General features: G+C 63.5%; 10 protein-coding genes. 6 read left to right on the plus strand and 4 right to left on the minus strand.

The window, feature by feature from the left end:
* Window positions 1-70: 70 nt before the first annotated feature.
* Window positions 71-3364 carry a type II CRISPR RNA-guided endonuclease Cas9 gene (gene cas9 / locus ICI42_RS02900; RefSeq protein WP_188163014.1) on the minus strand — a complete coding sequence of 1098 codons (3294 nt, stop codon included), beginning with the start codon at window positions 3362-3364 and terminating at the stop codon, window positions 71-73.
* Window positions 3365-3799: 435 nt separating this feature from the next.
* Between cas9 and polA the strand changes: the two genes are divergently transcribed.
* Window positions 3800-6799: a DNA polymerase I gene (gene polA / locus ICI42_RS02905; RefSeq protein ID WP_188163015.1), complete on the plus strand. Its 3000-nt coding sequence runs from the start codon at window positions 3800-3802 to the stop codon at window positions 6797-6799.
* An 18-nt stretch (window positions 6800-6817) separates the two neighbouring features.
* Here polA and ICI42_RS02910 read toward each other — a convergent pair whose 3' ends face one another.
* Entirely contained in the window at window positions 6818-7231 is a 414-nt protein-coding gene (locus ICI42_RS02910; RefSeq protein WP_188163016.1) for a Fur family transcriptional regulator, read from the minus strand.
* A 220-nt stretch (window positions 7232-7451) separates the two neighbouring features.
* Here ICI42_RS02910 and ICI42_RS02915 point away from each other — a divergent pair, with 220 nt between their 5' ends.
* The 3 genes from ICI42_RS02915 to ICI42_RS02925 all read left to right on the plus strand — a co-directional run bounded on the left by ICI42_RS02915 (window position 7452) and on the right by ICI42_RS02925 (window position 10836).
* Window positions 7452-9674 (plus strand): caspase family protein, encoded by a 2223-nt coding sequence (locus tag ICI42_RS02915; RefSeq protein WP_188163017.1) that lies wholly within the window; start codon window positions 7452-7454, stop codon window positions 9672-9674.
* 92 nt (window positions 9675-9766) lie between these two features.
* Window positions 9767-10162, plus strand: coding sequence for a hypothetical protein (locus ICI42_RS02920; RefSeq protein WP_188163018.1), 396 nt, complete (start codon window positions 9767-9769; stop codon window positions 10160-10162).
* Window positions 10162-10836 (plus strand): DUF4760 domain-containing protein, encoded by a 675-nt coding sequence (locus ICI42_RS02925; RefSeq protein ID WP_188163019.1) that lies wholly within the window; start codon window positions 10162-10164, stop codon window positions 10834-10836. The genes ICI42_RS02920 and ICI42_RS02925 overlap by 1 nt, the downstream gene beginning before the upstream one ends.
* Window positions 10837-10847: 11 nt before the next feature.
* Here the strand turns inward: ICI42_RS02925 and ICI42_RS02930 are convergent, their stop codons facing one another.
* The gene (locus ICI42_RS02930; RefSeq protein ID WP_188163020.1) at window positions 10848-11549 is read right to left on the minus strand and encodes a winged helix-turn-helix transcriptional regulator; all 702 of its coding nucleotides are present in this window, start codon (window positions 11547-11549) and stop codon (window positions 10848-10850) included.
* Window positions 11550-11609: 60 nt separating this feature from the next.
* Between ICI42_RS02930 and ICI42_RS02935 the strand changes: the two genes are divergently transcribed.
* The gene (locus ICI42_RS02935) at window positions 11610-12035 is read left to right on the plus strand and encodes a VOC family protein (RefSeq protein ID WP_188163021.1); all 426 of its coding nucleotides are present in this window, start codon (window positions 11610-11612) and stop codon (window positions 12033-12035) included.
* Between the two features lie 43 nt (window positions 12036-12078).
* Here the strand turns inward: ICI42_RS02935 and ICI42_RS02940 are convergent, their stop codons facing one another.
* Window positions 12079-12996, minus strand: a complete 918-nt coding sequence (locus ICI42_RS02940) for a heme/hemin ABC transporter substrate-binding protein (RefSeq protein WP_188163022.1) — start codon at window positions 12994-12996, stop codon at window positions 12079-12081.
* Between the two features lie 173 nt (window positions 12997-13169).
* On the opposite strand from ICI42_RS02940, the gene ICI42_RS02945 reads away from it, so the two are divergent.
* A complete protein-coding gene (locus ICI42_RS02945) occupies window positions 13170-15278 on the plus strand; it encodes a TonB-dependent hemoglobin/transferrin/lactoferrin family receptor (protein ID WP_188163023.1) in 2109 nt (702 codons plus the stop codon).
* Window positions 15279-15307: the final 29 nt, after the last annotated feature.

Below are 15307 nucleotides of genomic sequence, written 5' to 3' on the forward strand. Positions count from 1 at the left end.
TCAATTGCGACATGCAACCTGAGATGGCGGCGCCGGCAGAGTGTGAAGCCTGCACAAACAAAGCCGAGACTCAGACGCGTGGGCCAGGGTCCCAGACGCGTCCGATCTCGTCGACGCGCACCTGGCGCGCCTTGATGGCCTTCAAAGCGTTCGGCCGCTTGCTGAAGCTGCGGAACGGGTCGGCCTCGTCCTTGTGCCGATCGTCCAGTCTGCCGCCCTCATTGTGCGGGTCCAGATAGATCTGCTTGTTGCGCTGGTCGAATTTGCGCACCCGCGCAATCACCCGCTCGCCGCTTTCGGGATGCTCATAGGCAACCATGTCACCGATCTGCAGGCTCATCACCTTTTTCGGATTGTGATGGTCCTGCCTGATCTTCGAGACATAGCCGGGCTGGTGCGCCTCGAACATGGAGATGACATCGGCATCCCAGCGGCCGTCCGGAAGCTGCCAGACATCGAAGCGGTAGTTTCCGCCCCCGAGATAGCCCTTATAGACCTTGCCGTCCTTGTCCTTGATGGGAATGATGGTTTCGGTTTCCAGCACGCGGATGTGGCGCAAATTCCGGAACGGGTTTTTCCGCCCGTCCAATGTTTCGGCCCTGGAAAAGGCGATCAAGGCCGCTTCGAATTCCTTGCCGGAAAGCCCGCGCGTCGCAGCCCACAGCGCCTCGCGCAATTGCGTGTCGCGGATCGCGGCCAAATCCTTTTCGGATTTGAAATCGGAGAGCTGCCGCCGGCGCACGACGCGCGGACTGCCCTTCTCGTCCACCTCGCCGGTCGGGCTATAGGCGGTGTCGTTGTGCAGTTTGCCGGCGGTCTGGCCGCGGCCGGAGGCATAGGCCTCGCGCGAAACGGTGCCATGGTCGGGCCGGTGGCTGACCACGGTGTTGCGCAGCGCCTCGCGCAGCTGCTCGCGAAAACCGGGCCAGGGGTCGGCGATTTTTTCGATCACGCGTTCCGCGCCCTCCGCCTCCAGCTTCGCCGAAGCCGTGGCGATGCGCTGGATCAGCGAGCGGCTGGTGCAGGCAATGACGAAGGCGTCGACGGCATGGTGGCGGTGGTCTTTGCGGTTCTTCTCCTTCACCGTGTCGCTGCCGCCGATGTTGCGATCGGGCAGAAGGTCGTTGAGGTCCCATTTGCGCCGCAGCATCTCCGTCATCCGGCCGGGCAGCGCACGGATGCGGCTGTGCCGGCGCAGCACGCCGTCGGCGCCGGCTTCCTCGGTCGGGTAGAGCGAGGCGAGATAGGTCAGCGACAGGCGCGACATATATTGCGTGTCGGTCAGCTGCCGGGCCAGGAACCCCTCCTGATCGGCGAATTTCTCCATCGCATCCGCGGCGAAGCGCCAGCGCTTGTTGCGCGGCAAGGTGCTGGCGCGGGCGAGGATGTCTTCGTAGCGATCCGCCCAGCCGGACACGCCGGCGGGGGCGCGGTTGCGCTTCTGCCGGTTCGCATGCGTCTTGCACAGGATCTTGTTGCCTTCGCTGTCGTCCAGCGTCTTGGAATAGGGCAGGATGTGATCGATATCGACCTCCGGCGAAAACACCATCGCCGCCGTGATCGGCTCGCCGGAATAGATGCAGACGCGGTTGAGCGGCTGATCCTTGTTCAGCTCCTGCCAGAGCTTCAGCCGCAGCCGGTTGTAGCCGGTGTCGGCCCGCCCCAGCGCTTTCAACTCCTCCGACCGCGCCTCCGCCTCGCGCGTGTTCTTGCGGATGGTGCGGTCGATCTCGTCCTTCTGCTTGTCGCTGAGCTTGAGCTCGCGGCCGAGCTCTATGGCGATACGGTCCGGCTTGCCGTGGCGCTTGATCAGCGCGTTGACCGTGCGGCGCAGCTGGTTGAGGGCGATATGCACGGACGGGTTGGTGATGCGGCCCTTGAAGACGTCATAGACATCGTCGGGATTGCCGGTGCCGGGCGGAATGTGGCGGTCCAGCACCTCCTGATAGTGCGGCAGTTCCTTGTGCCCGGGAAAATTCAGGTCGCTCTTGTCGGAATGGTTGTAGCCGCAGCGCTTGGCCGCTTCCGATTCCGGGATCACCTTGCCCTCGGCATCGGTTTCCGTCTTCAAGGCATCGACCAGCATTTTCGCCGCCGTCTCGCCGATGCGGCCATAGCCCTCCGGCAGATGCACCTTGGCCACCGCTTCGGTCTGATCGTCGTTCAGGCCGCATTCGGCCGTCAGCCAGGCATGCAGTTCGAACTCGTCTTCGGTGTTGCGCAGTTTCTGGACGATCTGCCATTGCCGCTCCAGCCCGAAGGTCGACCAGCGGTTACCGAAACCCTTCTTGTCGGAAAGCGCCGAATAGACCTCGTCGCCCAAAAGCTTGTCGCGCGTTTCGCTTTCCTTGTTGAAACGGATTTCTTTGCCCAGACCCAGCGTCTTGCGCAAACTGATGAAGGTACCGGTCTTTGCGCCCCTCAATTGGCTGTACAGTTTGTCGCGCTCATCCAGCGTCAGCTTGCGCCGCTTCTGCTGCTCGTCGATCAGTTCGAGTTCGTTCAACTCCTTGTAGAGCCGGAATTCCTGGAACAGCGGATGCGCCTTGGCCAGCCGCTCCTCGGCGGGGTTGTAGCTGCATTTGCCGACGACCGGCGGTTTCAGCGGGCGCTGGTAGAAGGTGATGTCGCGCAGGTGTTTTATGCGCTCTTGCGTCAGAAGCTCGGGATGGTGCCCGGCCTGTTCGGCGCAGACATCATCAAATTCATCCTCAAGCGCCTGGCGCGACGGATAGAAATCGTAGCCGTCGCCCTTGGCGTCCTCTCCCGATTCCGGTCGAAGGCGCGTGCGTACGGACTTACCGTCCAGACGGCGCTTGTAGAGAAAATCGCCGTAGCTTTTGGCTCCTGCCTCCGCCATCTTCTGCTGAAGCCTCGAGACCCCAATGGCGATTTTCCCCGCCTCGTTGTCGCCCTTGTCGGTCTTGCGGTTGGACTTGAAGCCGCGGCGCTGGTCGAGCGCAAAGAGAACGCGTCCGATCTGGTAAGGGTGCAGCTTTTCGCCGAGCGCGCGGGAGCGCAACCCATAGATGCTGCCGGACAGATCGCCGCCCTCGCCATCCCCGGTTTCCTTGAGCAGCTTTTTGCGCGCATCCTCGTTTGCCGGCATCAGGCCATAGTCGGTCAGAGCCTTCAGCAACGCGCCGCGCCGCGCCACATAACGGTCGCGGCGGCGGCGCATGGCGCGGGCCGCGCGGCGCTGGACGGCAAGCGAGGCTTTGGTCTGCGGCTCGCGCCCATCGGAAAAGATGCGGATGCCGATGGCGACGATTTTGCCAAAGTCGTTTTCCAGCGGCTCGCCTTGCGTCTCGATCAAACACCAGCCAAGCGACGTACTGCCGATGTCAATTCCCAATGTCAGCATGATCCCCCCGGTTCATTCTTCGCAATCGGCTTTGAAATTTATGGTTGTTTATTTCAGATATCTCTTCAACCAATTTCCTCTTGCAGTCTCAGTTATTTAGTGAGAGATTAATGGTTCAGAAATCGCGATCCAGCCGTTAACAAGCTGGAACAGCACCAGATAAGGCCCACGCTACGGCGTGGGCTTTTTCGTTCCGGCATCCGGCTCTGACTTTCCTTTCGGCGGACCTACCTCCACAACTTGTCGAAGCACACAGGCCGGTCGAGCGAAGCCCTCTCCGCTTCGTCATTCCATGGCAAGCGAGGCGAAGCCGAGCACGATCACGGGAATGACGTAGGTGTGGAGTTGCTGCCGGGCCCATCTCCTGCCATTCCATGGCACCTTCCACATCCTTAAACATGGACAGTTTTGGCGCTTGGCGTTACGGCTAGCGCCATGAAAAAAGGCGATCATCTCTTTCTAGTCGACGGCTCGGGCTACATTTTCCGCGCCTATCACGCTTTGCCGCCGCTGACGCGCAAGTCGGACGGGCTGCCGGTGGGGGCGGTGTCGGGCTTCTGCAACATGCTGTGGAAGCTGATGAAGGACGCGCGCAACACCGATGTCGGCGTGGTGCCGACGCATTTCGCTGTCATCTTCGACTATTCGTCGAAAACCTTCCGCAACGAGCTCTATGCCGAATACAAGGCCAACCGCTCCGCGCCGCCGGAGGATCTGATCCCGCAATTCGGGCTGATCCGCCAGGCCACCCGCGCCTTCGAACTGCCCTGCATCGAGATGGAGGGGTTCGAGGCCGACGACCTGATCGCCACCTATGCAAAACTCGCCTGCGAGGCCGGGGCCGACACCACCATCGTGTCGTCCGACAAGGACCTGATGCAGCTCGTCGGGCCGACCGTGTCGATGTACGACCCGATGAAGGACCGGCAGATCAACATTCCCGAGGTCATCGAGAAATGGGGCGTGCCGCCCGAAAAGATGGTCGATTTGCAGGCGCTGACCGGCGATTCCGTCGACAACGTTCCCGGCATTCCGGGCATCGGGCCGAAGACCGCCGCCCAGCTTCTGGAAATGTTCGGCGATCTCGACACGCTTCTGGAGAGGGCGTCGGAGATCAAGCAGGACAAGCGGCGTGAAACCATCATCGCCAATGCCGACAAGGCGCGGATTTCGCGCGAGCTGGTACGGCTGAAGAACGATGTCGCAGTTCCCGAACCGCTGGACGATCTGGTGCTGCACCCGGCCAACGGGCCGAAGCTGATCGGCTATCTGAAGGCGATGGAATTCACCTCGCTGACCCGCCGCGTCGCCGAGGCGACCGGTACGGAGGCTTCCGAGATCGAGCCGGCGACGATCACCGTGCAGCGCGTCGAGGATGCCCATGGGCCGGATGTCGGGGCTGGCGCCGACTCCACCTCCCCCTCGCGGGGAGGTCGCGCCGCAGGCGCGGGTGGGGTCGTCGATGACGGCAGCGACCCCACCCCGGCGCTGCGCGCCGACCCTCCCCTCAAGGGGGAGGGAAAGGCCGGCTTCACACCCTCCGCGCTCGCGCAGTCCCGCGCCGACGCGGCCGCCTCTTCCAAAATAGACCGTAGCGCCTATGCCACCATCCGCGATCTTGCCACGCTGCAGGCATGGCTGGCGGAGGCGCGGGAGGCCGGGATCGTCGCCTTCCGCACAGAAACCACGTCGCTCGACCCGATGCAGGCCGAACTGGTCGGCTTCTCACTGGCGATTCGGCCCGGCCGCGCCGCCTATGTGCCGCTCAGCCACCGTTCCAGCGCAGTCGACCTGCTTGGCGGCGGGCGCGCGCCGGACCAGCTTTCCTTCGACGAGGCGTTTCCCCTGTTGGCGCCGCTTTTGTCCGATCCGTCCGTGCTGAAGGTCGGGCAAAGCACGAAATACGACTGGCTGCTGATGCACCGGCTCGGCGTCGACATCGCGCCCTTCGACGACACGATGCTGATGTCCTATGTGGCGGACGCAGGAACCGGCGGCCACGGCATCGACGCGCTCGCCGAACGCTGGCTCGGCCATGCCGTCATCCCGTTCAAGGATGTTGTCGGCTCAGGCAAGAGCGTCGTCAGCTTCGACCTCGTCGATATCGAGCGCGCGACGACCTATTCGACCGAAGGCGCCGATCTCGCTCTGCGGCTGTGGCAGGTGCTCAAGCCGCGCCTCGTCGCCAATAGCTTGATGTCCGTCTATGAGCGGCTGGAGAAGCCGCTGGTACCGGTTCTGGCGCGCATGGAGGAACGCGGCGTCTCGGTCGACAGGCAGATGCTGTCGCGGCTTTCAGGCGAACTGGCGCAGCGCGCCGCCGCACTCGAGGATGAGGTCTACCAGCTTGCCGGCGAAAAATTCACCATCGGCTCGCCAAAGCAGCTCGGCGACATCTTGTTCGGGCGCATGGGCCTGCCCGGCGGCACAAAGACGAAATCCGGGCAATGGTCGACGACGGCGCAAGTGCTGGAGGAACTCGCGACGGAAGGCTACGAGCTGCCGCGCAAGATCGTCGACTGGCGCCAGCTGACCAAGCTGAAATCGACCTATACCGACGCGCTGCCGGGCTACATCCATCCGGAGACGAAACGCGTCCACACCTCCTATGCGATGGCGGCGACATCGACCGGCCGGCTGTCGTCCAACGAACCCAATCTGCAGAACATCCCGATCCGCACCGCCGAGGGGCGCAAGGTGCGCACCGCGTTCATCGCCCAGCCGGGCAACAAGCTGATCTCGGCCGACTACAGCCAGATCGAGCTGCGCATCCTGGCGCATGTCGCCGACATTCCGCAGCTCAAGGCGGCGTTCGCCAATGGCGACGACATCCACGCGATCACGGCGTCGGAGATGTTCGGCGTGCCGGTGGAGGGTATGCCGCGCGAAGTGCGCTCCAGAGCCAAGGCAATCAACTTCGGCATCGTCTACGGCATCTCGGCCTTCGGGCTGGCCAACCAGCTGTCGATCCCGCGCGAGGAGGCTGGCGCCTACATCAAGCGCTATTTCGAGCGCTTTCCCGGCATCCGCGACTATATGGACCGCACCAAGGCGTTCTGCCGCGACACCGGCTATGTCGAAACCATCTTCGGCCGCCGCGCGCACTATCCGGAAATCAGGGCCTCGAACCCGTCGATCCGCGCCAACAGCGAGCGCGCGGCGATCAATGCGCCGATCCAGGGTTCGGCGGCCGACATCATCCGCCGCGCCATGGCGCGCATGGAGGGTGCGCTGGTCGAGGCCGGCCTGCCGGATGTGCGCATGCTGTTGCAGGTCCACGACGAACTGGTGTTCGAGGCAGCAGCGGAAGACGTGGAAGCCGCCATGCCGGTGATCGTAAGGGTGATGGAGGATGCCGCCATGCCGGCCGTCGCGCTCTCCGTGCCGCTGAAGGTCGACGCCCGCGCCGCCGACAACTGGGACGAGGCGCATTGAGGGGCTGAGCTTAGCGGGCTACGCCGCCAGGGCAGCGCAGCTGGCACAGGTGCCGCGGAACTCGATCACCGCCTTCTTGGCGATGAAGCCGGTGGCGCCGATCCAGTCATCCAGCCGGTGGCTGATCGATTCGTCGGAGAACTCGGTGACCTGGCCGCAGGTGTCGCAAATGGCAAAGGCGGTCATGTGGTGGGTGTGCTGGCTGTGGTCGTGCTGTTCGGAACAGGCGACGAAGGCGTTCAGGCTTTCCAGCCTATGGACGAAGCCTTCCTTGATCAGCGCGTCCAGCGCCCGATAGACCTGCAGCGGGGCGCGAAACCCGTTCTCGCGCAGGAGGTCGAGCAGGTTGTAGGCGCTGACCGGCGCCTTTGCCGCTTCGAGCTTTTCCAGGACCAGCTTCTGGTTCTTGGTAAGCGCAACTTTGGTGACCATGACTGCCTGCTCCTGCGGTGCGGACTTTATAACGTATCCCCCTCCAGATAGCCACACGGCGCGACTATTGCTAGCGCGCGGCGCCGACAAAGATAATCGGCATCTCGGCGAAACAACCATGACATCGCCACAGCGATGAAGACAAAACTCCGCAATACAGCCAAAATGTTCGTCTAAAATCGGCGTGCTTGGGATCATCGGGGCTTGGGAGACTTCTGACATGATGGGTGCGAAACATCTGCGCGGCCTTCTGGCTGCGACGGCTCTGTCTTTTGCCGCTTTAGGCGCTCTGTCGGGTGCCGCCGTGGCGCGGACCAATCATGCCTTGCTGGTGGCGGTCACGGCCTATCCCAACCTGCCGCCCAAGGCAGCGCTCATCGGTCCCAACCACGATGCCCGGCTTGTGCGGGAGTATCTGACGACGGCGGCGCCGGTGCCTTTCTCGGCCGACAATGTGGTTGTTCTCGCCGATGGCCTCGAAGGCGCGGCGGGATCGCCGACCCATGAAGCGATCCTGGCCCAACTCAAGACACTGGCCGACACCGTGCAGCGCGACGACTTCGTCTATCTGCATTTTTCCGGCCACGGCGCACAGCAGCCGGAGACGGCTGCCGGCAACGAAACCGACGGGCTGGACGAGATTTTCCTGCCCGCAGATACCGGCAAATGGGCGAACCGCGACCAGGGCGTGCCCAATGCGCTGATGGATGACGAGATCGGCGCGGCGCTGGACGCCATCCGCGACAAGGGCGCCTTCGTCTGGTTCGTCATCGACGCCTGCCATTCCGGCAGTGCCACGCGCGCCGCCGATATCGGCGACGATGTGGTGGTTGAGCGGAAGCTGGATTTCGACACATTGGGCATTCCCGCCGAAGAGGTGAGCAAGGCCGAGGCCTTAGCCACACAAGCGCCGGCGGAACGCCAGGCGGCCTTTTCGCTGACCGACGAAAAGACCGGCGACGCTGCGGTCCGCGCGTTTTCGCCCGGCACCGCCTCGCCGACCAGTGCTGCGCCCCTTGCAAAGGGCGGCCTGGTCGCGTTCTTCGCCGCCCAGACCATCGAGACGACGCCCGAAATGCCCCTGCCGAAAGGCGAACCGCAGGCCGAGCGCTACGGGCTGTTCACCTACACGCTGTTCTCCAAGCTCGCGGAAAATCCGGGCGCGACCTACCGGCAGCTGGGGCATGCGGTGCTGCAGCAATATTCCGCCGACCGGCGCGAGCGGCCGACGCCGCTGTTCGAGGGCGATCTCGACGCGCGTGCCTTCGACAGCGAACAGCTCGATACCGTCATGCAGTGGCCGGTGACCGTGGACGGCAATTCCGCAACCGTGCCGGCAGGCTCCCTGCACCGCTTGTCCAAGGGCACCAAGCTCGCAATCCTGCCCTCGCCGACATCGAAGCCCGAAGAAGCGCTGGGCTATCTCGAGGTGAGTTCCGCCAGGAACCTGTCCAGCAAGCTGGCTCCCGTCACCTATGAGGGCAAGCGCGCCATAAAACTCGCCGACCTGCCCAAAAATGTCTATGCGCGGCTGGCGGAAGTTTCCGTCGACTACATGCTGACGGTGGCGCGGCCATCGCCCATCGAGGGCATGGTCGATCAGGTCAATGCCGCCAACCAGATGCTCGACACGCTGGCCAGGGACGACCAGCAGCGCTTTCGCATCAGGCTGGTCGACGCAGGCGCGGAGGCCGACCTTCGGCTCGCCGTATGGGCCGAGAAAACGCTTCCCGGCGCATCCGCTAATGCAAGCGCCGAGCCCGCACTTTGGTTTCTGCCGCCCTCCGGCGAAATCGAACTCGACAGCGGCAGCAAGCCGCCTTCGGTGACGCTCGATGCCGCCAACCCCGAAGAGACGGCGAAAAAGACGGCGGAGAACCTGCTGAAGATTTTCCGCGCCACAGCCCTGTCGCGACTGGCCGCGGCGTCGGACTACAAGCCTGAAGACGTGTCGGTGCAGTTCCTCATCAAGCGCGACGGACGGGACGACCTGGAGCCGCTGCAGGCTTCGTCGGTGCCGATCCTCAATCCCGGCGACCAGATCCATGTGCTGGCCGAAAACGCCTCGCCCGATCTCGTCGACATCAACATCCTCTATGTCGGCAGTGACTATTCGATCAGCCACATGGACGCCCAGCGCCTGGTCGCGGGCGCCAAGGTCGAGGAAGGCATTCTGGAGATCACCGAATCGAGCTTCGGCATGGAGCGCATGATCGCAGTTCTGACCGAAGCCCCGCCGCTGAGCGAGGTCGAGGATTTGAAATTCCTCGAACAGGACGGGGTGCTGCCGGCGACGCGAGGCGTCGCGCAGGCCTCGTTCGGCGCCTTGCTGGACGATATCGGGCTTGCGCCCTCTACCCGCTCGGCCGCCAAACTCAACGACAAAGCCAAGGCGGGCGGCGCGGTCATGATCTTCCCGATCGAGACCCGCCCGCGCTCGTGACGACAGGCTTGCGCGGCGCCAGGCTTTGGGGACAATGGGATGGTGCCAGACTCCGGCGCACAACGGTTTACATCAACGTCTATGGTGATGCGATGAAAGTCCTTGCTTCCGCATGCCGCTTCCTGCTCGCAGCCATACTGGCCGCGGTATCCTCGCAGGCGTTGGCGGATGGAGCTTGCGCTGTCTGCGACAAGGAAATCGTCACCAATGCGGAGCTCGCCTCCTGCTTCCTCGACAGCTATGACGAATTTGCCAAGCGAGCGGGAAACGCCGTTGTGGTCGATCTCAGTGCCTGCGAACAGGCGCGCGGCGTGATCGAACCGCTCAAGAGCCTCGTCTCCCCTGTCGGCCCGGAGACGGCCACGCCGGATGAGCCGAACGTCACCTTCATGGTCTCGCGCACGCAGCTCGACTGCCTGCGGAAAAAGCTGCAGGAGCCGGGGCTGAAGCTCGACCCGTCGCTGCGCATCGCCCTGGGAAGCTGCTGATGAGCGACGCCGCGCCCCTCACCCCGCCCGTCGCCGGCATTGCGCCCAAACCCAAGACGGTCCTGCCGGAAACCGGCGAAGGCTTGCCGTGGCAAAGCCCGCAGGAGATCAAGAAGGAAAGCAATCCGTTCACCGACCGGGACTGGCGCATGCTGGTTTACGCGTGGTCCGGCCTGGCGCTGCGCCTGGTGCTGATCTTCGGCGCGGCTTTCACCGTCTACCAGTTTCTCAACGGGCGCGACGAGAAGCGCGTCGAGCGGACGCTGGATCTGGTGACGCTGTGGGAGCAGCCCGACTACCAGCAGGCGCAGAAGGCAGTGCGGCAGCGGCTGGATGCGCTCGACGCGGCCAACCGGCAATTCCTTCCCGCGGGCGCGACGCCGGCGGAACAACTCGTCTATTTCCAGCGCATCGGTTCGCAGGCGATGACCGAACAGGGCGGCGCGATGCCCCTGACCGACTTCCGCGACCAGTTCGACCGGATCGTCTATTTCCTCAACCGGGTCTCGACCTGCGTGTCCGGCGACCTTTGTTCGAAGGAGGTGGCCGACACCTATTTCAAGGACTACGCGCAGTCATTCTGGAATTCGTTCTCCGGCTTCATCAAGGCCGAACGCCGTAACGGCGCGCCGAATTTCGCTCGCGCGATAGAGAGCTACGCGCAAGGGACCTGACCGGAGATGGCTTATTCTGCCGTGGGAGCCTTCGACGGCAGGGGGAACAGCGAAACCAGCCGTTCGGCAGCTTCCCTGTCGCCGTCCAGCTTCAGCGCACCGCCCGCTTCGAGGTCCGCGAGCGGAACGCCGCCATAGAAGGCAGCGGCCAGGATTTGCGCATTTCCGGTGAGCACGGCCTTAGCCTCAGCCGGGTCGCCGCGTTCCACGTGAATCGAGCCATCCATTACCCGAACCACGAACCCGTCATTCGGGAGCTTGAGGCCCACAGTCAGGTCCAGGCCATCGGCGCGCAAGGGATCGAACATCGTCCGCATCGACAGCACCAGCGAGACCGTTCCGAACGGCAGTGTCGGATCGTGCAGCGGCGACCGCGCAGCCCAGCGCCCCATGGCCTGGAAGATGGGCTCGGATTCATAGCCCCACTCGGTCAGTTCATAGACCTGGATGTTGGCCGGCGGCGGCAGCTTGCGTCGCTTGACCACGCCGCTCGCTTCCAGCCCTTCGAGCCGCTGCGTCAGTACGTTGGCGCTGATGCCGGGCAAATCCGCGCGCAGGTCGCCGAAGCGCTTCGGCCCCAGCATGAGTTCGCGGATGACCAGAATAGCCCATCGTTCGCCCAGCAAATCGAGCGCATGCGCGGTGGCGCAAGCGTCTTCGTAAAGCCGCTTCGGGCTCTGCTTTTCTCTTTCAGTTATTTTTTTTAACTTCATAGTTGCTTTTTATAACTTAAGCCGGCATGATCGTCAAATCGAAATCGAGAGGAGGATGCCATGTCCAAGCTTATCTTCGTCAACCTGCCCGTCGCCGACCTGCCCAAATCCATCGCCTTCTACGAAGCCATCGGCGCGACGTTGAATCCGCAGTTCACCGATGAGACGGCGGCCTGCATGGTTTTCTCGGAGACCATCCATGTCATGCTGCTGACCCATCCGAAATACAGCCAGTTCACGCAGAAGCCCATCGCCGACGCCCACGCCACCAGCGAGGTGTTGATCTGCGTGTCCGCCGATTCCCGCGACGACGTCGACGCGATGACGGAGAAAGCCGAAAAGGCCGGCGGCAAGCCGGATGTCGGGCCGAAGCAGGATTACGGTTTCATGTACGGCCGCAGCTTCGACGATCTCGACGGCCACCATTGGGAGGTCATGTGGATGGATATGGCTGCCGCGCAGGCGCAGGCCGCCGAAAAGGCCTGAGCCTTGGACCGGGGGCGGGCGCGCTGCCGAGCAACCGCCTCCCTCAATTGCCTTGCGTCTGCAAACGCTCGGGATAGAGCGCGCGGGCGAGATCGCGGATTGCCTCGGCGGTCCGGGGCCCGAAGCCGAGCATGTACGGCCCTTGAAGCACCACCAGCGCTTTATTCTTGCCCGCAGGCGTCGTCGCCAGCGCCGGAATGGCAAAGACGTCGTCGGGCTTGGGCCCGCCCGCGGCATCCGGCATCATCAAAACCACATCCGGTCCGACTTCGAGCAGCTTTTCCTCCGACACCGCCTTGTAGCCCGAGTATTCGGCGAGAGGATTGGTGCCTCCGGCATAGCGGATGATGGCGTCGGCGGAGGTGTCCGAACCCGCGCCCGTCAGCCGTGCGAGACCGTGAAAGAACACGACCTTGCGGCGTTCGGCTTGCGGAATGGAGGCGCCCAGTTCGGCTGCCTCCCGGAAATCGGCGAGCACGGTAGCGGCAAGGTGTTCGCCCTTTTCCTCTTCGCCCAAAATCCTGGCGATGACCTCGATCTTGCGCACGATCCCCTCGCCCGAATTGCCTTCGGGCACGAACAGCATGGGCACGGACAGCCCTTTCAGGATGTCGACGGCCTCGGGTGGGCCGATATCCTCGGCAGCCAGGATCAGGTCGGGATTGAGCGCGATGATCCCTTCGGCGGAAAGCGCACGGCGGTAGCCGACATTCGGCTTGGCCGCAGCCGCCTCGGGGTAGCGGCTGGAGCGGTCGACGGCGACAATGCGGTCGGCGGCGCCCAGCGCCATGGCAATCTCCGTGACATCCGGCCCGAGCGAGACGATGCGCCTGTAAGCGGGCTCGGCATGAGCGGCTGCGACCACGAGCAGAAGCGCCAAGGCCTGCAAGACGAAGAGCACCATCACCTGCTGGGACCGCGCTGAAAAAGCGTCTCGGGTTCTATCTCGTATCATTGGCATCAATGTCCCATCCTGGCGTCGCGCAGCGTCGCAGCATCACCGCTGCGATTCTCGATCTGGCCTAAGAGGATATAACTTGACTTTATAAATCAAGATTTTTATCGAGCGTTATAGCTCACCGACACAAGCCAGCCATTCACAGCCAGCCGTCCCTGTTTTCTGGAGAACTTCGAATGGCCGGCTCCCCGCTGCCCCGCAACCTGCTTGCGGCTGGCTCAGCCCTTACTGTCCTTTGCCTGTTCAATCCCGGCCTGGCCCGCGCGCAGCAGGCGGCCGACGCGCCGGTTCTGAAAAAGCAGGAGCAGCAGGACGCCAAGGCCGGCGAGAAGGTGACGGTTCTCGACACCATCACGATCAGCGCCACCATGCAGTCCCTGGCGCTGATCGATTCGATGTCGGGCACCAGCCTTGTCAAACGTGACGAGATCGACCGCGTCCAGGCGACCTCGGCCGCCGACCTGTTCCGCAACGTTCCAGGCGTGGCAGCCTCGCCCAATGGCGACGATCCCGCCACGTCCATCAACATACGCGGCCTGCAGCAATATGGCCGCGTCGCCGTGACGCTCGACGGCGCACGCCAGGATTATTGGCGCGTCGGCCACGGCTCGGGGTCGTTCTACATCGAGCCGGAGCTTCTCAAGCAGGTCACCGTCATTCGCGGCCCCGTTTCCAACGCCTATGGCTCGGGCGCCATCGGCGGCGTCGTCTCTTTCGAGACCAAGGACGCCCGAGACTTCCTGCGCGACGGAGAGACCTGGGCGCTGAGCCAGAGGCTGCGCTACGAGAGCAATGGCGAAGGCAAGCTGTCGAGCACGACGGGCGCCTATGCGTTCAACGAAAATATCGACGTCATCGGCAACATCGTCTGGCGCGACAGCGACGAATACAAGGACGGCAATGGCGACACGGTGCGCTGGACCGGCGAGGATGTGGTCAGCGGCTTCGGCAAGATCACCATGCGTCCCGCAGACGGCCATGAGATCAAGCTCGGCATGACCGCGCAGGACTATAGTGACTTCATCACAGGCTCGAGCGGTTCGTCCTCCGCAACGCTGAGCCGCTACGATGCACGCACCAAAGTCTACACCTACAGCGGCAGCTATACCTACAAGCCGGACGACAACGAGCTGGTGGATTTTACCGCAAACGCCTATCACGCCAGCACCAAGGCCGACCAGTTCCAGACCTGGCCTGAGGCGAGCTACGGCAACAGCCGCTACTACGACGTTGCGACATCGGGCGTGAACGCGCGCAATTCGTCGCGTTTCGAAGCCCTGAACATGCAGCATACGCTGACCTACGGCTTCGATTACTACGACCTCGAAGGGTCGTCCGACACCGACAATTTCGGCCAGGGCTCTCAGCGCGCCTATGGCGGCTTCATGCAGTGGGAAGGCAAGTACGAGCAGTGGCTCGATCTGATCGCGGCCCTTCGCTATGACGGCTACCAGCTCGACGGCCGCAGCAAGGCGACGCCGACCACGCCGTCGCAGGACGTCTCGCTCGATGGCGACCGCTGGTCGCCGCGCGTCACGGTCGGCGTCACGCCGTTGGAAGGCTTGCAGGTCTACGGCACCTATGCCGAGGGCTACCGCGTTCCGCATATGCAGGACGTGTTCCGCCAGAACGGCGCGCACGGCTCGGGCTACGAGCCGAACCTGCTGCTGCGGCCGGAAGTGGCGCGGACCTGGGAAGCGGGCGTGAACCTGCAGTACAACGACGTCTTGACTGGCGGCGACCTGCTCCGCCTGAAGGCCAACCTCTTCCACTCCGATGTCGACGACTACATCAACACGGTCTCGAGCGGCGGCATAACCCGTTCGGAAAATGTCGGCACGGCACGGCTGCGGGGCGTCGAGGTCGAAGGCATCTACGATTATGGCTTCGGCTTCATCAACCTCGCGGCATCCTTCACCGACGCCACCATGCGCGACGGTGTCTATGCCGGCGAGACGCTGAGCAACACCCCGCTCGACAATGTCTCGGCGACGCTCGGTTTCCGCGCCTTCGAGGATCGGCTGACCTATGGCATCCAGTACCAGAGCATCGGCGAGGTGACGCGGGTGTTGAGCACGGGGACCAAGGTCTATCCGCGCGTCGACCTGATCAATGTCTTCGCCAATTGGGACATTAACGACAATCTGAAGCTGGATCTCGGCGTCGATAATGTGTTCGACCAGGCCTACACCGATCCCCAGAGCGGCTGGTCGACGACCTCGGACATCGAACAGGCCAAGGGCCGCACCTTCAAGGTCGCGCTGACCGGCCGCATCGGCGGCTGATCGAGGCCAAAGCCGGGCCGACGAGGCCC

This window comes from Oryzicola mucosus (assembly GCF_014534685.1).
Taxonomy (GTDB): Bacteria; Pseudomonadota; Alphaproteobacteria; order Rhizobiales; family Rhizobiaceae; genus Oryzicola; species Oryzicola mucosus.